At 58.8% G+C, this 23,732-nt stretch carries 25 protein-coding genes, 1 tRNA gene and 1 pseudogene; 22 read left to right on the forward strand and 5 right to left on the reverse strand.

Annotated features, from left to right (window positions below):
• The first annotated feature begins 165 nt into the window (after positions 1 to 165).
• The 9 genes and pseudogenes from thrS (at position 166) to RHM58_RS20035 (ending at position 7,619) form a co-directional block, all read left to right on the forward strand.
• Complete coding sequence (thrS, locus tag RHM58_RS19995) at positions 166 to 2,088, forward strand: threonine--tRNA ligase (RefSeq protein ID WP_322267945.1); 1,923 nt, start codon at positions 166 to 168, stop codon at positions 2,086 to 2,088.
• Positions 2,088 to 2,639, forward strand: a complete 552-nt coding sequence (infC, locus tag RHM58_RS20000; protein ID WP_176469887.1) for a translation initiation factor IF-3 — start codon at positions 2,088 to 2,090, stop codon at positions 2,637 to 2,639. The genes thrS and infC overlap by 1 nt, the downstream gene beginning before the upstream one ends.
• Before the next feature lie 60 nt (positions 2,640 to 2,699).
• Entirely contained in the window at positions 2,700 to 2,894 is a 195-nt protein-coding gene (gene rpmI, locus RHM58_RS20005; RefSeq protein ID WP_008145659.1) for a 50S ribosomal protein L35, read from the forward strand.
• Between the two features lie 27 nt (positions 2,895 to 2,921).
• Positions 2,922 to 3,277: pseudogene (gene rplT / locus RHM58_RS20010) on the forward strand (50S ribosomal protein L20).
• A 108-nt stretch (positions 3,278 to 3,385) separates the two neighbouring features.
• Positions 3,386 to 4,402 carry a phenylalanine--tRNA ligase subunit alpha gene (gene pheS, locus RHM58_RS20015; RefSeq protein WP_054596661.1) on the forward strand — a complete coding sequence of 339 codons (1,017 nt, stop codon included), beginning with the start codon at positions 3,386 to 3,388 and terminating at the stop codon, positions 4,400 to 4,402.
• Between the two features lie 26 nt (positions 4,403 to 4,428).
• Positions 4,429 to 6,810: a phenylalanine--tRNA ligase subunit beta gene (pheT, locus tag RHM58_RS20020; protein ID WP_201202330.1), complete on the forward strand. Its 2,382-nt coding sequence runs from the start codon at positions 4,429 to 4,431 to the stop codon at positions 6,808 to 6,810.
• A 3-nt stretch (positions 6,811 to 6,813) separates the two neighbouring features.
• Positions 6,814 to 7,116, forward strand: coding sequence for an integration host factor subunit alpha (ihfA, locus tag RHM58_RS20025; RefSeq protein WP_002553164.1), 303 nt, complete (start codon positions 6,814 to 6,816; stop codon positions 7,114 to 7,116).
• On the forward strand, positions 7,097 to 7,453 hold the full coding sequence (locus tag RHM58_RS20030; RefSeq protein ID WP_003179985.1) for a MerR family transcriptional regulator: 357 nt from the start codon (positions 7,097 to 7,099) through the stop codon (positions 7,451 to 7,453). The genes ihfA and RHM58_RS20030 overlap by 20 nt, the downstream gene beginning before the upstream one ends.
• 89 nt (positions 7,454 to 7,542) lie before the next feature.
• Positions 7,543 to 7,619 (forward strand) — tRNA-Pro (locus RHM58_RS20035).
• 298 nt (positions 7,620 to 7,917) lie between these two features.
• Here the strand turns inward: RHM58_RS20035 and RHM58_RS20040 are convergent.
• From RHM58_RS20040 to RHM58_RS20050, 3 genes are all read right to left on the reverse strand, one after another.
• The gene (locus RHM58_RS20040; RefSeq protein WP_201187211.1) at positions 7,918 to 9,249 is read right to left on the reverse strand and encodes an OprD family porin; all 1,332 of its coding nucleotides are present in this window, start codon (positions 9,247 to 9,249) and stop codon (positions 7,918 to 7,920) included.
• 63 nt (positions 9,250 to 9,312) lie between these two features.
• Positions 9,313 to 10,857 carry an MFS transporter gene (locus tag RHM58_RS20045; protein WP_201187213.1) on the reverse strand — a complete coding sequence of 515 codons (1,545 nt, stop codon included), beginning with the start codon at positions 10,855 to 10,857 and terminating at the stop codon, positions 9,313 to 9,315.
• Between the two features lie 9 nt (positions 10,858 to 10,866).
• A complete protein-coding gene (locus RHM58_RS20050) occupies positions 10,867 to 12,075 on the reverse strand; it encodes an aspartate transaminase (protein WP_201187214.1) in 1,209 nt (402 codons plus the stop codon).
• Positions 12,076 to 12,464: 389 nt separating this feature from the next.
• Between RHM58_RS20050 and nac the strand changes: the two genes are divergently transcribed.
• The 13 genes from nac (at position 12,465) to RHM58_RS20115 (ending at position 22,228) form a co-directional block, all read left to right on the forward strand.
• The gene (gene nac / locus RHM58_RS20055; protein ID WP_201187216.1) at positions 12,465 to 13,370 is read left to right on the forward strand and encodes a nitrogen assimilation transcriptional regulator NAC; all 906 of its coding nucleotides are present in this window, start codon (positions 12,465 to 12,467) and stop codon (positions 13,368 to 13,370) included.
• A gap of 114 nt (positions 13,371 to 13,484) precedes the next feature.
• Positions 13,485 to 13,913, forward strand: coding sequence for an acetyl-CoA carboxylase biotin carboxyl carrier protein (locus RHM58_RS20060; protein WP_322267946.1), 429 nt, complete (start codon positions 13,485 to 13,487; stop codon positions 13,911 to 13,913).
• A 31-nt stretch (positions 13,914 to 13,944) separates the two neighbouring features.
• Positions 13,945 to 15,297 carry an acetyl-CoA carboxylase biotin carboxylase subunit gene (gene accC / locus RHM58_RS20065; protein ID WP_201187220.1) on the forward strand — a complete coding sequence of 451 codons (1,353 nt, stop codon included), beginning with the start codon at positions 13,945 to 13,947 and terminating at the stop codon, positions 15,295 to 15,297.
• A complete protein-coding gene (pxpB, locus tag RHM58_RS20070) occupies positions 15,294 to 15,965 on the forward strand; it encodes a 5-oxoprolinase subunit PxpB (RefSeq protein ID WP_322267947.1) in 672 nt (223 codons plus the stop codon). Before accC ends, pxpB begins: the two co-directional genes overlap by 4 nt.
• Positions 15,962 to 16,933: a biotin-dependent carboxyltransferase family protein gene (locus RHM58_RS20075; protein WP_322267948.1), complete on the forward strand. Its 972-nt coding sequence runs from the start codon at positions 15,962 to 15,964 to the stop codon at positions 16,931 to 16,933. The genes pxpB and RHM58_RS20075 overlap by 4 nt, the downstream gene beginning before the upstream one ends.
• A gap of 12 nt (positions 16,934 to 16,945) precedes the next feature.
• Positions 16,946 to 17,152, forward strand: coding sequence for a hypothetical protein (locus RHM58_RS20080; RefSeq protein ID WP_322267949.1), 207 nt, complete (start codon positions 16,946 to 16,948; stop codon positions 17,150 to 17,152).
• Positions 17,143 to 17,349 carry a biotin/lipoyl-containing protein gene (locus RHM58_RS20085; RefSeq protein WP_322267950.1) on the forward strand — a complete coding sequence of 69 codons (207 nt, stop codon included), beginning with the start codon at positions 17,143 to 17,145 and terminating at the stop codon, positions 17,347 to 17,349. The genes RHM58_RS20080 and RHM58_RS20085 overlap by 10 nt, the downstream gene beginning before the upstream one ends.
• Positions 17,350 to 17,365: 16 nt before the next feature.
• On the forward strand, positions 17,366 to 18,133 hold the full coding sequence (locus RHM58_RS20090; protein ID WP_201187234.1) for a LamB/YcsF family protein: 768 nt from the start codon (positions 17,366 to 17,368) through the stop codon (positions 18,131 to 18,133).
• 131 nt (positions 18,134 to 18,264) lie between these two features.
• Entirely contained in the window at positions 18,265 to 19,017 is a 753-nt protein-coding gene (locus RHM58_RS20095; protein WP_201187236.1) for an SDR family oxidoreductase, read from the forward strand.
• 117 nt (positions 19,018 to 19,134) lie between these two features.
• Entirely contained in the window at positions 19,135 to 19,836 is a 702-nt protein-coding gene (locus RHM58_RS20100; RefSeq protein WP_322267951.1) for an amino acid ABC transporter permease, read from the forward strand.
• Positions 19,837 to 19,842: 6 nt separating this feature from the next.
• Positions 19,843 to 20,586 (forward strand): amino acid ABC transporter permease, encoded by a 744-nt coding sequence (locus RHM58_RS20105; RefSeq protein ID WP_201187240.1) that lies wholly within the window; start codon positions 19,843 to 19,845, stop codon positions 20,584 to 20,586.
• Between the two features lie 23 nt (positions 20,587 to 20,609).
• Positions 20,610 to 21,338, forward strand: a complete 729-nt coding sequence (locus RHM58_RS20110; protein WP_322270870.1) for an amino acid ABC transporter ATP-binding protein — start codon at positions 20,610 to 20,612, stop codon at positions 21,336 to 21,338.
• Positions 21,339 to 21,394: 56 nt separating this feature from the next.
• On the forward strand, positions 21,395 to 22,228 hold the full coding sequence (locus tag RHM58_RS20115; RefSeq protein ID WP_201187248.1) for an ABC transporter substrate-binding protein: 834 nt from the start codon (positions 21,395 to 21,397) through the stop codon (positions 22,226 to 22,228).
• Between the two features lie 100 nt (positions 22,229 to 22,328).
• Here RHM58_RS20115 and hisM read toward each other — a convergent pair whose 3' ends face one another.
• A complete protein-coding gene (gene hisM, locus RHM58_RS20120; RefSeq protein WP_322267952.1) occupies positions 22,329 to 23,036 on the reverse strand; it encodes a histidine ABC transporter permease HisM in 708 nt (235 codons plus the stop codon).
• Complete coding sequence (locus tag RHM58_RS20125; protein WP_201187252.1) at positions 23,033 to 23,722, reverse strand: ABC transporter permease; 690 nt, start codon at positions 23,720 to 23,722, stop codon at positions 23,033 to 23,035. The genes hisM and RHM58_RS20125 overlap by 4 nt, the downstream gene beginning before the upstream one ends.
• Positions 23,723 to 23,732: the final 10 nt, after the last annotated feature.

The following is a 23,732-nucleotide window of genomic DNA, read 5'->3' on the forward strand; positions in this document are numbered from 1 at the left end:
CTGATTTGAATCCCAGTCACTCTGGTTCGGTTTTCCGGTTGGCCGCAAGGCTCCTGCCGCTGTAAGGCAGGCGTTCGTCATTGAATGGCCTGGATCGGATCTTGTACTGGCTCATCCCAACCCACGTGACCTTTGGTAGGGGTCACCACTAGGAGAGGAGGCGCCATGCCAACTATTACTCTTCCCGACGGCAGTCAACGTTCATTCGATCATCCGGTTTCCGTAGCCGAGGTCGCCGCATCCATTGGTGCTGGCCTGGCCAAAGCCACCGTGGCCGGCAAGGTCAATGGCAAGCTGGTCGACGCCAGCGACATCATCGACAGCGATTCCACGCTGCAAATCATTACGCCAAAGGATGAAGAGGGGCTGGAGATCATTCGCCACTCTTGCGCCCACCTGGTTGGCCACGCGGTCAAGCAGCTGTACCCGACCGCTAAAATGGTCATCGGCCCGGTCATCGACGAAGGCTTCTATTACGATATCGCCTTCGAGCGTCCTTTTACGCCTGACGACCTGGCTGCAATCGAACAGCGCATGCAGCAGCTGATCGAAAAAGATTACGACGTGATCAAGAAAGTCACTCCGCGCGCCGAAGTGATCGAAGTGTTCAAGGCCCGTGGCGAAGACTACAAGCTGCGCCTGGTCGAGGACATGCCGAACGAGCAGGCCATGGGCCTGTACTATCACGAAGAATACGTCGACATGTGCCGCGGTCCGCACGTGCCGAACACGCGCTTCCTGAAATCCTTCAAGCTGACCAAGTTGTCCGGCGCCTACTGGCGTGGCGATGCCAAGAACGAGCAATTGCAGCGCGTTTACGGCACGGCTTGGGCTGACAAGAAGCAGCTGGCGGCTTACATCCAGCGCATCGAAGAAGCTGAAAAGCGCGATCACCGCAAAATCGGCAAGCGCCTGGGCCTGTTCCACACCCAGGAAGAGTCGCCGGGCATGGTGTTCTGGCACCCGAACGGCTGGACCCTGTATCAAGTGCTTGAGCAGTACATGCGCAAGGTTCAGCGCGACAATGGCTATCTGGAGATCAAGACTCCGCAGGTCGTTGACCGCAGCCTGTGGGAGAAATCCGGGCACTGGGCCAACTACGCCGACAACATGTTCACCACTCAGTCGGAAAACCGCGACTACGCGATCAAGCCAATGAACTGCCCTTGCCACGTGCAGGTGTTCAACCAAGGCCTGAAGAGCTACCGCGAACTGCCAATGCGCCTGGCCGAGTTCGGTGCTTGCCACCGTAACGAGCCATCGGGCGCGTTGCACGGCATCATGCGAGTACGTGCATTCACTCAGGACGATGCCCACATCTTCTGCACCGAAGAGCAGATGCTGGCTGAATCCGCTGCGTTTATCAAACTGACCATGGACGTTTATGCCGACTTCGGCTTTAAAGACGTCGAAATGAAGCTGTCCACTCGTCCGGAAAAACGCGTTGGTTCCGACGAATTGTGGGATCGCGCTGAAGCCGCATTGGCCGCAGCCCTTGATAACGCTGGCCTGCCGTACGATTTGCAGCCGGGCGAAGGTGCGTTCTACGGTCCGAAGATCGAATTCTCCCTGAAAGATTGCCTCGGCCGCGTCTGGCAGTGTGGTACCCTTCAGCTCGATTTTAACCTGCCTGTCCGTCTGGGAGCCGAATACGTCTCCGAAGACAACAGTCGCAAGCACCCGGTTATGTTGCACCGGGCGATACTTGGATCCTTCGAACGTTTCGTCGGAATCCTGATCGAGCACTACGAGGGTGCATTCCCTGCGTGGCTGGCTCCGACCCAGGCAGTGATCATGAATATCACTGATAAACAGGCTGATTTCGCCGCTGAGGTTGAAAAAACTCTCAACGAAAGCGGATTTCGTGCCAAGTCTGACTTGAGAAATGAAAAGATCGGCTTTAAAATCCGCGAGCATACTTTGCTCAAGGTTCCTTATCTCTTGGTTATCGGAGATCGGGAAGTCGAGATGCAGACTGTCGCTGTGCGTACTCGTGAAGGTGCTGACCTGGGCTCGATGCCCGTCGCCCAGTTCGCTGAGTTTCTCGCGCAAGCGGTTTCCCGGCGTGGTCGCCCAGATTCGGAGTAATTACTATTAAGCGTGAAATGAGACAAGATAAACGAGCTGCACCGAAAGCCCCGATCAACGAGAATATCTCGGCACGCGAGGTTCGGTTAATTGGGGCTGAAGGTGAACAGCTTGGGATTGTGTCAATTGAAGACGCGCTTCTTAAGGCTGAAGAGGCCAAGCTGGATCTGGTGGAGATTTCCGCCGATGCAGTACCCCCTGTTTGCAAACTGATGGACTACGGCAAATCGATCTTCGAAAAGAAGAAGCAGGTTGCCGCGGCCAAGAAAAACCAGAAGCAGATTCAGGTTAAAGAAATCAAGTTTCGTCCAGGGACGGAGGAAGGGGATTACCAGGTAAAACTGCGCAACCTGGTACGTTTCCTGAGTGATGGGGACAGGGCCAAGGTATCCTTGCGATTCCGCGGCCGTGAGATGGCCCACCAGGAGCTGGGGATGGAACTCCTCAAGCGAGTTGAAGGTGACTTGCTCGAGTACGGTTCGGTCGAACAGCATCCTAAGATGGAAGGACGCCAACTGATCATGGTCATCGCCCCGAAAAAGAAGAAGTAATCAATAGGGCACGGCAGGCCTTCTGATTATGTTTATCAACTGAATGCGGAGTATCCGAACATGCCAAAAATGAAAACTAAAAGTGGTGCTGCTAAGCGGTTTCTGAAAACTGCTAACGGTATCAAGCACAAGCACGCTTTCAAGAGCCACATCCTGACTAAAATGTCGACCAAGCGTAAGCGTCAACTGCGCGGTAGCAGCTTGCTGGCACCGTGTGACGTGGCAAAAGTCGAGCGCATGCTGCGCCTTCGTTAATTTAGTCAAGAATAGAGGAAGTAACTCATGGCTCGTGTAAAGCGTGGCGTCATTGCCCGTAAACGTCACAAAAAATTCTGAAACTTGCTAAAGGCTACTACGGCGCTCGCTCGCGCGTATTCCGTGTTGCCAAGCAAGCGGTAATCAAGGCAGGCCAATACGCCTACCGTGACCGTCGTCAGAAAAAACGTCAGTTCCGCGCTCTGTGGATCGCTCGTATCAACGCTGGTGCACGTATCAACGGTCTGTCCTACAGCCGTTTCATCGCCGGCCTGAAAAAAGCGTCCATCGAGATCGACCGTAAGGTTCTGGCTGATCTGGCAGTGAACGAAAAAGCGGCGTTTGCTGCGATTGTCGAGAAAGCTAAAGCCACCTTGGCTTAAGTACCCCCGACAGTCACCCGGCCTCACCTCTGTGGGGCCAGGTGTTAAACGTCATAAATAGGGAAGAGCCTTCAAGCTCTTCCCCTATTTTGTATCTGGAGTCTGTACATGGAAAACCTGGACGCGCTGGTCTCTCAAGCTCTAGAGGCTGTGCAAAGCGCTGAAGATATCAATGCCCTGGAGCAAATCCGGGTTCACTACCTTGGCAAAAAGGGCGAATTGACTCAGGTGATGAAGACCCTGGGGAATTTGCCGGCAGAAGAGCGTCCGCAAGTCGGCGCCCTGATCAACGTTGCCAAGGAGCGTGTCACAGAGGTTCTCAATGCACGCAAGGCACTGTTTGAAGAGGCCGACCTGGCCGCCAAACTGTCTGCCGAGTCCATTGACGTGACCCTGCCTGGCCGTGGCCAGACCTCGGGTGGTCTGCATCCGGTTACGCGTACTCTGGAACGTATCGAACAGTTCTTTACCCACATTGGCTACGGCATCGCCGAAGGCCCTGAGGTCGAAGACGATTACCACAACTTCGAAGCGCTCAACATCCCAGGCCATCACCCGGCCCGTTCGATGCATGACACCTTCTATTTTAATGCCAACATGTTGTTGCGCACCCATACCTCGCCGGTACAGGTCCGCACCATGGAATCGAAAAAACCGCCGATCCGCATTGTCTGCCCAGGCCGTGTGTACCGCAGCGACTCCGATATCACCCACTCGCCGATGTTCCACCAGGTCGAAGGCCTGCTGGTTGATCGCGACATCAATTTCGCCGACCTCAAAGGCACCATCGAAGAGTTCCTGCGCGTGTTCTTCGAAAAAGAACTGGCCGTGCGTTTCCGTCCTTCGTACTTCCCGTTCACCGAGCCATCCGCCGAAGTCGACATGGAATGCGTGATGTGCAGCGGTAAAGGCTGCCGTGTCTGCAAGCAGACTGGCTGGCTGGAAGTGATGGGCTGCGGCATGGTTCACCCGAACGTGTTGCGTATGTCCGGGATCGACCCGGAAGAGTTCTCGGGCTTTGCCTTCGGCATGGGCGTTGAGCGTCTGGCCATGCTGCGTTACGGCGTGAACGACTTGCGTCTGTTCTTCGACAACGACTTGCGGTTCCTCGCGCAATTTCGCTAGTCGTAACGAATTCTTAGGAGAGCAGGATGAAATTCAGTGAACAATGGCTGCGTGGCTGGGTAAGCCCGCAGGTAAGTCGTGACGAGCTGGTTGCTCGTCTGTCGATGGCCGGTCTTGAGGTCGATAGCGTTACGCCGGCCGCCGGCGTATTCACCGGTGTCGTAGTGGGCGAGGTGCTGAGCACCGAGCAGCACCCGGACGCCGACAAGCTGCGTGTTTGTCAGGTCAGCAATGGCTCGGAGACCTTCCAGGTCGTTTGCGGTGCGCCAAACGTGCGCCCGGGCCTGAAGATCCCGTTCGCCATGATCGGTGCCGAACTGCCAGGCGACTTCAAAATCAAGAAAGCCAAGCTGCGTGGCGTTGAGTCCAACGGCATGCTGTGCTCCCAAGCCGAGCTGCAAGTCGGCGAAGGCAACGATGGCCTGATGGAATTGCCGGCTGATGCGCCGGTCGGTCAGGACATTCGTGAATACCTGAGCCTGGACGACGCCAGCATCGAGGTCGACCTGACCCCGAACCGCGGCGACTGCCTGTCCCTGGCCGGCATAGCCCGTGAAGTTGGCGCGCTATACGCCGCTAAAGTCACCCGTCCGGTCGTAGTCGTTGTGCCAGCCGTGCACGATGAAGTACGTTCGGTTGAAGTGCTGGCGCCAGCGGCGTGCCCACGTTACCTGGGTCGTGTGATCCGTAACGTCGACCTGTCCAAGCCTACGCCGTTGTGGATGGTTGAGCGTCTGCGTCGTGGCGACGTGCGCAGCATCGACGCTGCGGTCGACATCACCAACTACGTGATGCTGGAGCTGGGTCAACCGTTGCACGCGTTTGATCTCGCCGAAATCAATGGCGGCATCCGCGTGCGCATGGCTGAAGAAGGCGAGAAGCTGGTGCTGCTCGACGGTCAGGAAGTCAGCCTGCGTAGCGATACGCTGGTAATTGCCGACCACACCCGCGCCCTGGCAATCGCCGGCGTCATGGGTGGCGAGCACAGCGGCGTCAACACCGCGACCACTCGCGATATTTTCCTGGAAAGCGCGTTCTTCGATCAGATTGCTGTCGCTGGCAAGGCCCGTTCCTACGGCCTGCACACCGATGCCTCGCACCGCTACGAGCGTGGCGTGGACTGGCAACTGGCCCGTGAAGCCATGGAGCGCGCCACCGGCCTGCTGCTGGAAATCACTGGCGGCGAAGCCGGCCCGATCATCGAAACCGTCAGCGAGCAGCACCTGCCGAAAATCGCGCCGGTTACATTGCGTGCGCAGCGCATCACCCAGATGCTGGGCATGGAAATGGATTCGGCCGAAGTCGAGCGTCTGCTGAACGCTTTGGGGCTGACCGTTTCTGCCGATGGGGCAGGGCAGTGGCAAGTAGAAGTGCCAAGCCATCGCTTCGACATTAGCCTGGAAGTTGACCTGATCGAAGAGCTGGCCCGTCTGTACGGTTACAACCGTCTGCCGGTTCGCTACCCACAAGCCCGTCTGGCGCCACAAGCCAAGGCTGAAGCCCGTAGCGATCTGCCAGAGCTGCGTCGTCTGCTGGTGGCCCGTGGTTATCAGGAAGCGATCACTTACAGCTTCATCGATCCGAAACAGTTCGAGCTGTTTAATCCGGGTGTAGAGCCGCTGCTGCTGGCTAACCCGATTTCGAACGATATGGCCGCCATGCGTTCGTCCCTGTGGCCAGGCCTGGTCAAGGCGCTTCAGCACAACCTGAACCGTCAGCAGGATCGTGTCCGTCTGTTCGAAAGCGGTCTGCGCTTCGTCGGTCAGTTGGAAGGCTTGAAGCAAGAGCCGATGCTGGCGGGTGTTGTTTGCGGTAGCCGTCTGCCGGAAGGCTGGGCGCAAGGTCGCGATGTCGTCGACTTCTTCGACGTCAAGGCTGACGTGGAAGCGGTGCTGGGCTTCGCCGGTGCACTGGATTCGTTCACTTTCGTGCCGGGCAAGCATCCAGCGCTGCATCCGGGTCAAACCGCCCGCATCGAGCGTGAAGGTCGTTTGGTTGGTTTCGTTGGTGCTATCCACCCTGAATTGTCGAAAACCCTCGGTCTCGATCGCCCGGTCTTCGTTTTCGAGCTGGTTCTGGCCGAAGTGGCGTTGGGTAAAATGCCTAAATTCCAGGAGTTGTCGCGCTTTCCTGAAGTGCGTCGTGACCTTGCGCTGATCGCCGAAAAAGACGTCGCAGCCAGTGCCGTACTGGACGTAATCCGTGAAAATGCAGGCGAATGGCTGACAGACCTCAGGCTATTTGACGTGTATCAGGGTAAAGGTATTGATCCTGATAGAAAAAGCCTTGCAGTCGGCTTGACCTGGCAGCATCCATCGCGCACTCTTAATGACGATGAGGTGAATACTACGACGCAAAATATCCTCACCTCGCTCGAACAAAGGTTGAACGCCACGTTAAGGAAGTGACGTATGGGGGCTCTGACGAAAGCTGAGATGGCGGAACGTCTGTATGAGGAGCTGGGCCTGAATAAACGGGAGGCCAAGGAATTGGTCGAACTGTTTTTTGAAGAAATCAGGCACGCTCTTGAAGACAACGAACAAGTCAAATTGTCCGGTTTCGGCAATTTCGACCTTCGGGACAAACGCCAGCGGCCTGGCCGCAATCCGAAAACGGGTGAAGAAATCCCGATCACGGCTCGCCGTGTGGTCACCTTTCGTCCAGGGCAGAAGTTGAAGGCCCGAGTTGAGGCTTATGCTGGAACCAAGTCATAACGACGAGCTACCCGTCATCCCAGGCAAACGCTACTTCACCATCGGTGAAGTCAGCGAGCTGTGTGCGGTAAAACCACACGTGCTGCGCTACTGGGAACAGGAGTTTCCTCAACTCAACCCCGTCAAACGCCGCGGAAACCGCCGGTATTATCAGCGACAAGACGTGTTGATGATCCGGCAAATCCGCGCGCTTCTTTACGATCAAGGGTTCACCATCGGTGGCGCGCGCCTGCGTTTGTCCGGCGATGAAGCCAAAGACGACACCACTCAGTACAAGCAGATGATTCGGCAGATGATCGCTGAATTGGAAGATGTGCTGGTTGTGCTCAAGAAATAATTTCCTGCGTTTGAATACTTCCAGTTTTCAAAAGCTTGCGATATATTCTTGAGCGTTCTTCGAGATGAGGGACGAGTATCACGCCTAGTCGGGGCGTAGCGCAGTCCGGTAGCGCACTAGCATGGGGTGCTAGGGGTCGAGTGTTCGAATCACTCCGTCCCGACCATATAATTCAAGGGGTTGCGAGATTTTATCTCACGACCCCTTTTTATTTTTAGGAGTTTTTACCCCTACAAAACGACTGGCTCTTGGTGGAATCTTCAGTTGATACCAAGGTCGGAATTTATCCCCAGTTTGATGAGTGAGTTGGACCGACAACTTTGGCCACAATGACGCAGCGCGATCCAGCAGTAAGAGCGTCCTCAGAAGCTTTGTTTTCAATCTTTCTCTGCCATCTACAGCTGTGTGACAGATATTGCCAGAGCACACTAGGTGACGATGCGCATCACCCAGTGCGTCGATTTTTACAGAATATTTAGCGGATAGCTGATGATCACGCGATGCTCGTCGCTGTCCCGTTGCGTGGACACTTCAGTGCGTAGCGATGCATGACGCAAGGCAATGCTCAGGTCCTTCAGCGGCCCCTGCTGAACGACGTAGCTCACCGTCAGGTTGCGTTCCCACTCGCTTTTGTCACCTGTCGGGGTACGGATGTTCGAGCCGCTTTCGTACATGCCGAGGAAGCTCAAGCCCGGAACCCCGACCCTGGCGAAATCATAACCGTATCGAACCTGCCAGGTGGTTTCCCCGGCGCGCTGGAACTTGCCGATCATCGACTCCGTCATGAAGTAAGCCGTAGAACCGTCACCCTGGTTCAACCAGACGGCATCGCTGTCGCCGCTGACTTGCTGCAGGCCGGCGGCGATGGTGTGGCCGTTCACCAGATAGGTGAATTGCGCACTGTCCAGGCGGCTGTCGACCTTGCCTTTGGTGACGCCATTGCCGTAGTAACCGAAGGTGTAGAAATCCGGATCGTGGCCGTTGGCGCCATCGGAGCGGTTGTCGAAGTGACGCAGGTCGGTACGCAGGGTGCCAGGACCCACCTTCATATCGTATTTGAGACCGAGGAAGTTCTGTTTGTAGAAGTCCTGCAGGTTGCCGTAGTAGTACTGCAACGTCAGGTCTTTAGTCGCTTTGTAATCCACGCCGCCGTAGTAGAACTTGTTCACGAACTCGCCGGTCTGCGCGTTGTTCGCGCCGGGAATCGACATGCCCATCTGGTTACTTGAGCCGCGACCTTTGACGTGCTCCAACTGGCCCACGGTGAAAGTGAAATTCTCCAGGTCTTTGGACTGAATCTGCCCGCCATTGAAAGTCTGTTGCAGCATGCGGTCGGTGGACATCACCACCGGCAACATCGGCACCAGCGTGCCGTATTTCAGTTCGGTGTTGGAGAACTTCGCCTTGGCCGTCAGGCCCAGGCTGCCGAACTCATCCACGGCACGCCCATCACTGTCGGTCGGGAAGATATTGCCGTTGAAGGCCTTGCTTTCAGGGTTGTAGTGCCGACCTTTGCCAGAGTCCAGCCGCACCCCGAACATGCCAATCGCATCCACGCCGAAACCGACGGTGCCCTGAGTAAAGCCTGACTGAAAGTTGGCGATGAAACCCTGGCCCCATTCCTGAGTGTAATTGGGGTCGGCGGCGCCGCTGCGGTTGTCGGCATTACTGAAAAAGTTACGGGCCAGCACACTGAGCTTGCTGTCTTCCACCAGACCGGCGGCGTAACCCTGTTGAGCGATAATCAGGCCGCAAATGCCGGCCACTACTTTAGGTGCGCGATTGAAAAGCTCCATCGGAGTCATCCCCATGAGTTGTCGAATGTTGTGAGAGGCAGTCAAAAGCGGCAGTAGAAGTTTTTATTGTTTTTCAGGAGCGACGATGGCCGGTGAAACGTTCAGTTTCACGGGCGGCAAGCGGTACAGGATGAACAACGCCAACACGCCGAGGCCGGTGCACAGCAGCAGGCCGACGCCCACCGATTGGGCCAGTGCATCACGGGCCAGGTTCAGCCATTGCGGGTGTTCGAGCAGGGCGGCGTCGGGGCGCAAAATGACCTGTGGGTCGGCGTACAAGGCCAATTCCCCGAGGTGCCCTTGGGCAATGAACAGTCGTTGCAGGTTGGCGCTGTACAGCAGGTTGACCAACACCCCCATTCCCGCCGTTCCCAGCAAACCACCGACCAAGCGCAGCGATTGGGTCAGCGCGGTGGCGATCCCCAGGAACTGACGCTCGGCCAGGGTCTGGGTGAAGACCGTCAGGTTCAGCAGGATGAAGCCCAGGCCAAGCCCCGCCAGCAGGATCAAGCCGAGTAGCGCATTAAACGAGGCACTGCGTCCAGCAATGGCCAGCCCAAGGCAGGCCAGCAACAGCGCGACAAAACCACACAGCGGCAACAGGTTTGGATTGCGCAAGCGGGTGACGATGCGACTGTTAACGATGGCGCCCAGGGTGATGCTCAACGCCAGTGGTGTAATCAGCAGGCCGGCATCTTGCGGCGAGTAGCCATAGCTGCCTTGCAGTAACAGCGGCAGATAGAACAACAACGAAAACATGATCGCCCCGGCGGCCATCGACAGCAGAAACAACAGGCGCATGCTCGGTAATCCGAGTAACGCCGCTGGCAGCAGCGCGTGTCGGCAGCGCCGTTCCCAGTGCCATAGGGCAACGGTCGCCGCGATGCAGCTCAGTCCCAGCACCGTGCTCACTATCAGACTGGAATGGCCCAACCATTCGACGAACAACTGCAGGCTGCCCAGCGCCAGGGCAATCAGTAATGCGCCGGGCCAGTCGAGGCTGATTTTTGCCCGTTGCTGCGGGCGGTAATAGGGCAGATAGCGCCAGGCAAAAAACAATGCCAGGCAACCCAGCGGCAGATTGATGTAGAACACCGAACGCCAACCGTAGGCCCCGGTCAGATAGCCGCCCAGCCCAGGCCCGATGGCGTTGACCACGCTGAACAAGGCACTTAGCAACATTTGCCAGCGCAAGCGTTGGCGGGTGTCGGGAAACAGTTCCGGGATGCAGGCGAACGCGGTGCCGATCAACATGCCGCCGCCGACACCCTGCAAGGCGCGGCCGATCACCAGCCACAGCATGTCGTTGGCCACGGCGCAGGCCAGCGACGCCAGGGTGAAGATCACGGTGGCGGCGATGACGAAGGGTTTGCGCCCGTAGTAATCCCCCAGTCGGCCGAAGATCGGGATGGTGACAATCGACGCCAGCATGTACCCCGTGGCCACCCAGGCGTAGAGTTCAAACCCCTTGAGCTCGGCGACGATGCTCGGCAAGGCATTGCCGATCACGGTCTGATCGAGCGCCGAAAGCATCAGCACCAGCGAGATGCCAAGCATTGCCAGCAAGGCCTGCTTGAAGCTCAAAGGAGGGTGGGTGGCCGCGGTCATTGTCGGTCCTCAGCCCAGCGCCGAAACGGCAGCGGCAATCCGCGAACACCCTTCGTCGAGGGTCTTGATGTCGGTGGCGATCGACATCCGGAAGAACGGCGCCAATCCATACGCGGTCCCGGCGACCACGGCCACTCCCTGGCTTTCCAGCAGGTACATGACCACGTCGTAATCGGTGTTCAACTGCTTGCCTTGAACTGTGGTTTTACCGAGCAGCCCCGAGCAGTTCACATAGAGATAGAACGCGCCATCGGGTTTGCGGCAACTCAGACCGTCGATGGCGTTGAGCAGGTCCAGGCAACGATCACGGCGTTGCTGGTAAACCACCACACTGTCCTTGACGAAAGTCTGGTCGCCGTTGAGCGCTTCAACCGCTGCGGCCTGACTGACCGAGCAGGCATTGCTGGTCGATTGCGATTGCAGGGTTGCCATCGCGCCGATCAAATCAGCCGGGCCGGCGGCATAGCCGATGCGCCAGCCGGTCATGGCGTAAGTCTTGGACACGCCGTTGACCACGACGGTGCGCTCGGTCAACGCCGGTTCGATGGCGAGGATGTGCGGGTTTTCCAGACCTTCATAGCGGATGTGCTCGTAGATGTCGTCGGTCATCAGCAACACCTGCGGATGGTCGAGCAGCACATCGGCCAAGGCGCGCAGTTCGGCAGCGCTGTAACTGGCGCCGGTCGGGTTGCTCGGCGAGTTGAGCAGCAGCCACCGAGTGCGTTCGGTAATCGCACTGCGCAGTTGATCCGGGGTCAGTTTGAAGGCGTGTTCTTCCGGGCAGGCGAGGGTGACGGGTTCACCTTCGCAGGCCAGCACCATGTCCGGGTAAGACACCCAGTACGGCGCCGGAATCAACACTTCATCGCCAGCGCCCAGGGTCGCGGCGAAGGCATTGAAAATTGCACTCTTCGCGCCGCTGGTGACCAGAATCTGATTCGCGCCGTAAGTCAGGCCGTTTTCCCGAGCCAACTTGTCGGCAATCGCCTTGCGCAGTTCCGGGGTGCCGGCATTTTGTGTGTAACGGGTTTCGCCACGTTCGATGGCAGCACCGGCCGCTTGCCGAATGTGCAGCGGGGTATCGAAGTCCGGCTCGCCGACCACCAGATTGATAATGGATTTGCCCTGCCGGCGAAGTTCGTTCGCACGGTCAGAAGCGGCGCTGCTTGGGGACGGCTTGATACGTTGCACACGGGCGGCGATGCGGGAGGCGGTCACGTGTCGTTCCTCGTTGATGACATTGACGAGGCCCTACAGTACGAGTCGCTGCTCGCACCGCCATAAGACGAGATCGTTCTGGTCGGATAGGAATCGCTTATGGCTGGAACTGAACACGGCTCGCACCAAGGTGGTGCGCTCAAGCCTGTATGCCCGTGGCGGGTGTTGAGCAAGATCGCCCCGATCCAGCCATAGCAAAGGCTTATGGTTGAAACGCAAAACTTGTAGGAGCGAGGCTTGCCCGCGAAGAATGCACCGCGGTTTTTCAGGTATTACGCGTCATCGTTCTTCGCGGGCAAGCCTCACTCCTACAGGTTCCGGGACTGCTGGCCTGGCTCTTGCTAAAGCCTGTGGGTTGTCTCCCTTTTTCAAGCAAGAGCATCGCCACCGTGAACCTGCGCCGTTTGAAGTATTTCGTGAAACTCGTCGATATCGGCAGCATGACCCAGGCCGCCGATGTGCTGCATGTCGCGCAACCTGCGCTCAGTCAACAACTGGCGACGCTGGAAGCGGAGCTGCAACAGCAACTGCTGATTCGGACCAAACGCGGCGTCACCCCGACCGAAGCGGGCAAGGTGCTCTACGGCCATGCGCAAATCATTTTGCGCCAGTGTGAACAGGCTCAAAGCGACATCAATGCCACGGGGCATGCCTTGTCCGGGCAGGTGTCGGTCGGCCTGGCACCGGGCACCGCTGCGTCGACGCTTTCGTTGCCGCTGTTGCGCCGGGTGCGCGAGCGTCATCCGGGCATTCTGCTGTACCTCAATGAAAACTTCGGCACCACCTTGAGCGAGTTGATCATGAACGGTCGGATGGACATGGCGGTGCTGTATGGCGGGCGCGAAGTCCATGGCTTGAGCTTCGTTTCGCTGCTGCGCGAGAACCTTTACCTGGTCAGCGCCGATCCGGCTGTCAGCGCGCTCGACGAGATTCCTCTGGCCGAGCTGGCGGACATGGACATGCTCCTGCCGCGTCCCTACAACGTCATGCGGCGGCTGGCGGATGAAGCCTTCCAGCGCATCGGCATGAGCGCGCGAGTGGTGGCGGAAATCGAATCGTCGATCACCCTGACCGCTGCCGTCGCCGAGCATTTCGGCTCGACCATCCTGCCTGAGTCCTCGGCACGGGTGATGGTCGCCGCCACCTCGGTGCACATGTGCCGCATTGTCGAGCCTGAAATCGAAGCGCCACTGGCGCTGTGTTTGTCCGGGCACCTGCCGCTGTCGGTGCCGGCCCAGGCGGTCAAGGCGATCCTGCTGGAACTGGTCGCGGAGATGCGCGGCAGCCTGATCTGAACGGTCATAAGGACGGCTTATCACCCCAAAGCCAAAGCGTCTTGGTCGCCGCCGGACAGGCTCGCTACATTGACCCCATCCACTCAGACACGCTCGACAGGCAGGGGCCCACGCATGGATTCAGAACGCATCAAAGGGTTGATCGATTTGCTCGCCGAATCCGATTTGCTCGAACTGAGTCTGACCGAAGGCGACAGTACGATTCGTCTTTTCAAGCAGGCAGGGAAGGTCGTGACGACCCAGTCGATGGCTGAGCCTTCGCGGACACCGACCGTGGATTTGCCCGCGTCAGACACCCCGGCGACGGCCGCTACCGAGATCAAGGCCAGCCTGTATGGCGTGCTGCATCTGACGCCAGCAGCCGGGGAAGCACCATTTGTTGCGGTCGGTGACCAGGTTGAAGCCGGACAGACCCTGGCGGTCCTCGAAGCGATGAAAATGTTCCACCCGGTCAAGGCTAAAACCGCAGGCCGGATCACCGCGATCCTTGCCCAGAGTGGCGCCGAAGTCGAAGCCGGACAGTCGCTGTTCCGCCTCGGCTGATCTCACGCCCAATCTCTTTCAGGTGAATTCAATGTTCGACAAAGTGCTGATCGCCAACCGTGGCGAAATCGCCCTGCGCATTCAGCGTGCCTGCCGTGGCCTGGGGATAAAGACCGTGGTCGTGCACTCCGAGGCTGATCGCCACGCGCAGTACGTACAAAACGCTGACCAGGCCCTGTGCATCGGTCCGGCTTCTCCCAGCCAGAGTTATCTGAACCAGACGGCGTTGTTGTTTGCCGCCAAGGTCAGCGGCGCACAGGCGATCCATCCGGGTTATGGATTTCTGTCGGAGAGCGCCGGGTTTGCCGAGCGTATTGAAGCCGCTGGGCTGACCTTTATCGGGCCCAGCGCAGCCTGTATTCGCACCATGGGCGACAAGGTCGCCGCCAAACGGGCGATGCGTGAAGCCGGCGTTCCGTGCGTGCCGGGGCCGGACTCGGTGATGCCCACCGACGATGCCAGCATCCAGGCGATTGCTCGTGACATCGGTTACCCGGTGATCGTCAAAGCCGCCGGCGGCGGCGGTGGTCGTGGCATGCGTGTGGTGAAGGAAGAGCGCGAGTTGCTCGACGCCATCGCCCTGACCCGCGAAGAAGCGCGGCTGGCGTTCGGCAATCCAGAACTCTACATCGAGAAATTTCTCGGCCATCCACGGCATGTGGAAATCCAGGTGTTGTGCGATGCCCATGGTCACGCGATTTGGCTCGGTTGCCGCGATTGCTCCTTGCAGCGTCGACACCAAAAAGTCCTGGAAGAAGCGCCGGCGCCCGGCATCGATCCGGAACTGATCGCCAAGGTCGGTGAACGCTGCGCCGCCGCTTGCCGGCAAATCGGCTATCGCGGTGTCGGTACGTTCGAGTTTCTGTACGAGGACGGTGAGTTCTTCTTTATCGAGATGAACACCCGGCTGCAAGTCGAGCATCCGGTGACGGAGATGACCACTGGCATCGACATCGTTCAGCAGCAATTGCGCATGGCCCGTGGCGAAGTGCTGGAACTGCGCCAGCAAGACGTGCAGCTCAACGGTCATTCACTGGAATGCCGGATCAACGCCGAAGACCCGGTCACCTTTATGCCGACGCCGGGGCTGATCCAGCGCTGGGAAGTGCCTGGCGGTTTTGGTGTGCGGGTCGACTCCCACGTCACCACCGGGTACCGGGTGCCACCGTATTACGACTCGATGGTGGCCAAGGTCATCACCCACGGCGCGACCCGCGACGAGGCCATGGCCCGTATGCGCCTGGCCCTGAGTGAGCTGGTTGTGGAAGGCATCTCGACCAACATTCCCTTGCACCGCGACATTCTCGACGACCCGGCGTTCTGTGCCGGTGGCGTGGACATTCATCACTTGGAGCGCTGGTTGCAGCAACGGAGTCCGACATGAGTATTGCTTCTGTATCGCTGCGTCCGCACATCAGCCTGCTCGGCTCGACCGCTCTGTTGTTCGAAGCGCCGGGCGAACTGGATCTGGCGCCGCAACAACGGATTTGGAGCCTGGCCTTGCAGGCTGGTGAATGGGCCGAAATCCACGAAGCGGTGCCCGGCATGAACAACCTGATGCTGACGTTCATCAAACCGCCGCGCGACCTCAACGGGTTGTGCGAGCGATTGCTGGAGGCCTGGGAAACCAGTCAACCGCTGCCTCTCGAAGGACGCATCGTTGAGTTGCCGGTGGTGTACGGCGGCGCGTTCGGCCCGCACATGAATGACGTGGTGGCCCACACCGGGCTCGACATCGAGACCATTGCGAACCTGCATTGCGAGCCGTTGTACCCGGTATACGCCTTGGGCAGCCACCCGGGCTATTGCTACCTCGGCGGCATGGATTCGCGCCTGGCCACACCACGACGCCAAGTGCCGGTGATCAGCATCGCCGCCGGCTCGGTGTCAATTGGCGGGGTGCAGACCGGCGTCTCCGCCTCGGCCGGCCCCAGTGGCTGGAACACCATCGGCCGCACTGAAATGTCGTTTTTTGACCCGAACCAAAACCCTCCGGCGATGCTCAGGCCGGGCGACATGTTGCGTTTGCGAATCGCGAGGATCATTCGATGATCGAGATTTTATCGGCCACCGCTTTGGCCACCGTGCAGGACTTCGGTCGTTTTGGCAGCCTCGGTTTCGGCGTCGGAACCTCCGGCGCAATGGACCATTTGGCGCTGGCGCTGGGTAACCTATTGCTGGGCAATCCCGAAGACGCGGCAGCGATCGAAATCCCGTTGTTCCCATTCGAAGTACGGTTTACCCAGGACTGTGCGTTTGCGTTCACCGGTGCAGCTTGCGAAGCAACCCTCGACGGTCAGCCATTGTTGCCGTACTGGGTGGCGCAGGCTTGGGAAGGCCAGGTACTGAGCCTCGGCTACCCAGCCTGCGGCAGTCGGGCTTATCTATGCCTGGCCGGCGGCGTCGATGTGCCATCGGTGCTCGGTTCGCGCAGCACGCAATTGCGCGGCGAGTTCGGTGGCTTGCAGGGGCGGGCGTTGCAGCAAGGCGACCGGATCGCGGCGCTGCGTCCAGGCATGAGTGCGCTGCCAACGGATTTCGGCGTCGTGTCACCGAGTCTGGCCTTGCCATTGCAACGCGATGGACTGCCGGCGATGCGCGTACTGCCTGCGGCCGAATACGAGTGTTTTCTGGACGAATCCCGTGCGGCGTTCTGGGCCGGCGAGTGGAAGGTCACGACCCAGAGCAACCGCTACGGCTACCGGCTCGAAGGCGCGCCGATCTTGCCCAAGGCGCCGATGGAAGTCCGTTCCCACGGCATCGTCCCCGGCGTGATTCAGGTGCCCCACGGTGGCCAGCCGATCATCCAGATGCGCGATGCGCAACCGAGTGGCGGTTATCCGAAATTTGGCACCGTGATCGAGGCCGATCTCTGGCGTCTGGGTCAGGCGCCGATTGGCAGCAAGGTACGGTTTATCGAGTGCAGCTATGCCGAAGCCGTCGCGGCCCTGGAAGATAATCAGCGCTATCTCGCGGAGGTCAGCCGCCTGGTTGACCTTCACGGGCTGGCCTCGCGTTAAGGACATTCAGACATGACAAATCAGGAAATCCGCCAGTTGGCGGTGTGGCTCAAGGAGACCCACCTGGCTGGCGCGGAAATCCGTCGTCCGGGGCTTTATTTGGTGCTCAAGCGCTGTGTCGACGAGGTCGCGGCGCCGGTTCAGATCACGGCGCCAGAACCTTTGAAGGCGCCCGATGAACAGCTGTTGAAGACCCCGGCCTGGGCCGGTTGCTGCTGACGCACCCGCAACAGAGCGAGGTGCTGGTATCGGTTGGCAGTCGGGTGGCGCCAGGGCAACTGGTCGCGTTGCTGCAAGTCGGCGATTTGCTGTTGCCGATTCTCAGCCAGAAGGCCGGACGGGTGGCGGCGGTGTTGACGGTGTGTGGCACGACGGTGGGTTTTGGCGAGGCGTTCATGCGCCTGGATGCGGCATGACGAGTGAGGGCAAGTGATGAAGATTGATTTGAACGCGGATCTGGGCGAGGGCTTCGGACCTTGGCGCATGGGTGAAGATGAAGCGTTGATGAGCCTGATCTCATCGGCCAACGTGGCGTGCGGTTTTCATGCCGGCGATCCGCTGATCATGGATAACACCGTGCGTCTGGCCAAGGCCGGCGGCATCGATCTGGGTGCCCATGTGGGCTTCCCCGATTTGATGGGTTTTGGCCGGCGGCAGATGAACATTGAACTCAAGGAACTGGCGACCTACGTGATTTATCAGCTCGGGGCGCTGGCCGGGATGGCGGCGGTCAATGGCCATCGCATAACCCACATGAGTTTTCACGGCGCGCTGGGCAACATGGTCGCCGCCGACGCGGCGTTGGCCGAGCCCCTAGTCTGTGCGGTGGCAGCGTTCGATCCGACGCTGATTATCAGTTCATCGAGCAGTCGGGCCATCGAAAACGCCGCTGACAAATGCGGGTTGCGGGTCGCCACCACGTTTCTGGCTGACCGTGCCTACGACGACGACTGCCTGCTGGTGCCGCGCAAGGTGCCGGGCTCGGTGATCAAGGAACCGGCGGCCGTGTTGCAACGGGTTCGACAGTTGCTGGAGGAGGGCACCGTGACCACGCTCAACGGCAAGCACATTGCGGTGCCGGCGCATTCGATCCTGCTGCACGGCGACACCCCTGGCGCAGTGGACCTGGCCCGCACCATCCGTCGAGAAATCGAGCTGGCGGGCGGTTGCATCACGCCTATTTCGCAACTGTTGGCGTAACGGTTGCACGGTCATAAGCAGGGCTTATTGCCACACAGTCATTCCGTCTTGGTCCACGGCTTCAGGGCTGGATAGAGTCGAAGTCATCGCGATCACCGAGTGATCCGCACATGTAATACGAGGACAAACTCATGCCATTTTCAGATTACAAAACCGCGCTGGTGACCGGCGCCTCTTCCGGGATTGGCGCCGCCGTCGTCGAGCGCCTGTGTCAGGAAGGCGTGCAGGTGCATGCCTTAGCTCGCAGCGCTGAGAAGCTACAAGAACTGGCGGCGAAAACCGGCTGCATCGCACATGCCATCGATGTTACCGACCTGGCCGGGTTGACCCGTCTGTTCGGAACCCAGCAGTTCGACATTCTGGTGAACAACGCCGGGGTCGATAAACCGGGTTCGATTCTCAAGGCTGACGCCGAAGGCATCGACTTGCTGATCGACGTCAACCTGCGGGCGGTCTTGCACCTGGCACGTCTGGCGTTGCCGGGTATGGTTGAGCGCGACTGTGGCCACATCATCAACATCAGTTCGATTGCCGCGGCTTACAACTTCGGCGGCAACTCGACTTATCACGCCACCAAAGCGGCCGTGAGCATGCTCTCGCGACAGCTGCGCATCGACGCGTTCGGCAAGCGGGTTCGGGTCACCGAGATCTGTCCAGGCCGGGTGGCCACCGACATCTTTGCCCACGTCCATGGCGATTCCGAAGATACCTACAAGCGTTTCGTCGAAGGTTTCGAACTGCCGCAGGCCAAGGACATCGCCGACGCCATCGCGTTTGCCATCGCCGCGCCGATTTCGGTCAACGTCGGGCACATGGAAATCACCCCGACCCTGCAAGTGCCAGGCGGTCTGTCGACGGCCCGTCCGCAGGATTATCAGGGCTGAGATCCTCCACGAAAGACGCCTGCCAGAAGAACGGATCAATCCGTCATGCCATACCCACGCCACGCTTGTCGCTGGCGACTTAATTCTGCCCTAGCCCAATGCCGATAGGGATTGACCATGAAGCGTGACTTCGATTTGGCCGCGGTTCTGCAAGGCGAATATGCCGAGCTGATCGTCAAGGGCATTGAAAAGACTCTACAACTGGCGCTGTTCGCCTGGCTGCTGGCGATGGCCCTGGCGCTGTTGCTGGTGACCGTGCGCCTGACCGGAAACAAACTCGCCGACCGGTTAGTGGCCGGTTACGTGTCCTACCACCGAAACGTGCCGACGCTGGTGCAACTGATGCTCTGGTATTTCGGCGTACCGACCTTGCTCAGCGAGTCCACTCAACTGTGGCTGGCGAACTACAGTACTGAATACCTGTTCTCGGTAATTGCCCTGGGGTTGTGCCAAGCCGCGTATTTCTGTGAGGACATCCGCAGCGGCCTGCGCGCCATTCCCGCCGGGCAGACCGAAGCGTCCCGAGCGCTCGGGTTGGGTTATGTGCGCTCGATGCGCTACGTGATCCTGCCGCAAGGTGTGCGCAACTGCCTGCCATCACTGATCAACCACACCGTGCTGTTGTTTAAGAACACCAGTCTGGCTATGGCCATCGGTGTGGTCGAGCTGAGTTACGCCACCCGCGAAGTCGAGAACTACACCTTCCGTACCTTCGAGTCGTACCTGGTTGCCACGGTGTTCTACCTGGTGTTTTCACTGCTGTTGATGGGGCTCGGCGCGTTGTTGGCGCGACGCTTCAACAAAGCGCTGGCGAGGTAGATGACGATGTTTGATCTCTTCTCGATTTTGCAAAACAACTGGACGCTTTTTCTGATCGGCCAATATCCCCACGGCCCGTTGGGCGGTTTGGCCAGCACCTTGATTCTGGCAGCGCTGGCGCTGGTGATGGCATTCCCGTTTGGCTTGCTGCTGGCGCTGGCTCGGGTTTCGCCGTGGAAGGGCCTGCGTTGGGCGGCCACGGTCTGGGTCTATGTACTGCGCGGCATTCCATTGCTGATGGTGATTTTCTGGACGTACTTCCTGGTGCCGTTGCTGATCGGCCACAACATCACCGGGTTCGTCACCATGCTCTGTACATTGGTGATCTACCAAAGTGCCTACCTGTGCGAAATCATCCGTGGCGGTATCCAGGCGTTACCGCCGGGTCAGTACGAAGCGTCCCGCGCACTCGGCCTCGGTTACCTGCGCACGACGATCTGGGTGATCTTGCCGCAAGCGTTGTACAACGCGTTGCCCAGCCTGATCAGCCAGTTCATCTCGATCATCAAGGAAACCTCGCTGGGCTATGTCATCAACGTCCAGGAAGTGACCTTCGCTGCCAACCAGGTCAATAACCAACTGCTGACCAAGCCGTTCCAGGTGTTTTTCATCCTGGCGATCATCTACTACCTGCTCTGTTTCGGCCTGACCCATCTGGCGGGCTGGGTGGAACGCCGTATCGCTCGCAAGCGCCTGGGTAATGGCGGTCCGGCCGTGGCTGCCGACCCTTTATTGGCCATCGATAATTGAAGAGGGTTGCGACCATGCATCCAATGATCATGTTTTCGAATATCAACAAATGGTACGGCGAGTACCACGCACTGACCAACATCACCGCGGAGGTGAAACCCGGTGAAGTGGTGGTGTTGTGTGGCCCGTCAGGGTCCGGCAAGTCGACGTTGATCCGCACGGTCAATCGCCTGGAAGACATTCAGAAAGGCCAGATCGAGTTCGACGGCCAGGACGTCGCCGGCACGGACGCGCACATCAACCGACTGCGCAGCCGTGTGGGTTTCGTGTTCCAGAGCTTCAATCTGTTTCCACACCTGTCGGTGCTGGAAAACATCACCCTGGCGCCGAGCAAAATTCGCAACCTGAAAGGTTCGGCCGCCAAGCAACACGCCATGCAATTGCTGGATCGGGTCGGGCTGGCGCACAAGGCCGGCGCCTATCCGGCGCAGCTGTCCGGCGGTCAGCAGCAGCGGGTGGCGATCGCCCGGGCGTTGGCGATGGAGCCGCCCGTGATGTTGTTCGATGAACCCACCAGTGCCCTCGACCCGGAAATGGTCGGTGAGGTGCTGAGTGTGATGAAAGGCTTGGCCAAGGAGGGCATGACCATGATGTGCGTGACTCACGAGATGAACTTTGCCCGTGAAGTCGCTGACACCATCTGGTTTATGGACGCGGGTCAGATTCTGGAAAAGAGCACGCCCGAAAGCTTCTTCAATCAGCCCGCGCACCCGCGAGCGCAACGTTTCATTGCCGATCTGCGGGCTCATTGAGTCGCAACGGTTTTGCTTGCTCTGCCATTCGACTTTCTCATCCCCGGAGTTTTTCCATGCGTATGAAGCATCTGTTAGTCACGCTGGCGTTAGGTCCTTTGGCTGTTGCCGTCGCCCAGGCCGATCAATTGAGCGACATCATGGCCAAGAAGTCGTTGAGCTGCGGCGTGTATGCCGACGTGCCACCGTTCTCGGCGCCTGATCCGAAAACCCGCGAACTGGTGGGCATGGATGTCGATTTGTGCAAGGCCCTGGCCAAGACCATGGGCGTTGAACTGGAGCTCAAACCGCTGTCGGTGGAAGCGCGGATTCCTGAGGTGAAAATGGGCCGTGTCGATGTGATCTTCGCCAACCTGGCCTACACCAAGACCCGCGCCGAACAGATCCAGTTCAGCGACCCGTACTACATCGCCAAGGAAACCCTGGTGGTGCGCGCGGTCAACGCCGATCAGCCGAAAAGCTTCTTCAAGGACAAGCGCATCAGCTCCACCAAAGGCTCGACCTCCGAGCAGTCGATCCGAATTGCCGGGGCAACTCCGGTGACGTTCCAGGACACCGGTTCGGCCTACATGGCCTTGCAACAAAACAAGGTCGTGGGCCTGGTGACCAACACCATGACCGCGTTGAAACTGGTGGGTCAGGCCAAGGAAAGTGGTGTCGAACTGGCATTGGCCAAGGAGCCGATGGCCCTCGAACCAATTGGCGCGGGCATGCGCCGTGATGAGCCGGCCTTTCTGGCCAAGGTCAACGAATCGCTGGCGTCGATGGAAAAGTCCGGCGAGATCGATGCAATCTGGGACCGCTGGATCGGCCCAAACACCGCCTACAAAATGGTTCGTGAGGACAAAGTACAGAGCCTTGGCAACTTGAAGTTCGATCCATTGCCTTGAGCCCGATGCACCGTCATTGTTGAGCAATGACTCGCTGAAAAAGCCCGACGACTGTGACAGCGCCGGGCTTTTTCACGTGGAGTAAGCGTTGGCTTGTAGCTCAGCTCAAACGCTGATAAGCCAATAGACGGCGCTCGACCAGCCGGAATATTCCCACCAGCGCACACGCCACCAGCATGTAGAGCAGGGCGGCAATCCCATAGGCCTGAAAGGTCTTGAAGGTGGCCGCGTTAACATCTGCTGCGATTTTCAGGATGTCGGGAACGGTTGCGGTAAAGGCAATGGCCGTGGCATGGAGGACAAAAATCACTTCGTTACTGTAAGCGGGGAGTGCTCGACGCAGCATGCTCGGGATCAGTACGTGAACGAACAGTTGGCTGCGGGTCATGCCCAAGGTCAGCGCCGCCTCGATCTCGCCGCGTGGGGTGGTACGCAGTACGCCGGCAAGAATTTCAATGGTGTAAGCGCACGTATTCAAGGCCAGCGCCAGAATCATACAATGCATGCCGTCACGAAAGAACCACCACAGGCTCGATGATTCTCTGATGAAGCTCAAACTGGCCAGGCCGCTGTAGATGATCAGCAGTTGCACGAACAGTGGGGTGCCGCGAAACACCAGGGTGTAGAGCCGAATGGGCAGTGCGAGCCACTGACTGCCGTAGGTGCGAATCAGCGCCAGCGGTATCGCCGCGCACAAACCGATGACGGCGGACGTCACCAACAGCCATAGCGTGATAGACAGACCGCTCCAGCGGTAACCGTCGGACCACAGGAAATTCGGCCCGAACTCTTTCAGTATCTCGATCATGACGCTCTCCGCTGCGGTTCGACGCTGTAGCGCCGCTCAAGGTGCTTAAGCGCCAGACTTGAAAGGATCGCAAAGGCAAAAAATATCGCGGCAATCACCAGGTAGAAAAACATTTGCCTTGAGGTCGCGTTGCCCGCCTGTTTGGCGACCTGAACCATGTCATTGAGGCCCAGCAGCGAAATCAGGCCGGCACTTTTCAACAGCACTTGCCAGATATTGCCGATGCCGGGCAATGCGAAACGCATCATCTGTGGGAAGCGGATACGCCGCAGTACTTGCCAGTGGCTCATGCCATAGGCTCGAGCCGCCTCCAGTTGCCCGAACGGGATGGCCTGGAAGGCCCCGCGAAAGGTCTCGGTGCAGTAGGCACCGTAGATGAATCCCAGCGTACCGATCGCGGTGCCGTAAGGGTTCAACTGAAAAGAGTCCTGGCCGAACGCTTCCGCCACCTGGTTCAGCCCGATTTGCGCGCTGTAGTAAATGAGCAGCATCAAGACCAGATCCGGGACACTGCGCACCAGCGTGGTATAGACCGTTGCGATCAGCCGTAGCGGTGCCAGTGGCGAGAGTTTCGCCAAGGCCCCGAGCAGGCCAAGCGTGATGGCCACGCAGGCAGCCCAGGTGGCCACCTGCACCGTCAACCATGCGCCCTGAAAAATAAGATGGCTGTATCCCTCAAGAAACATGGTTCCTGGC

The sequence above is a fragment of the Pseudomonas sp. 10S4 genome (assembly GCF_034344865.1).
Taxonomy (GTDB): domain Bacteria; phylum Pseudomonadota; class Gammaproteobacteria; order Pseudomonadales; family Pseudomonadaceae; genus Aquipseudomonas.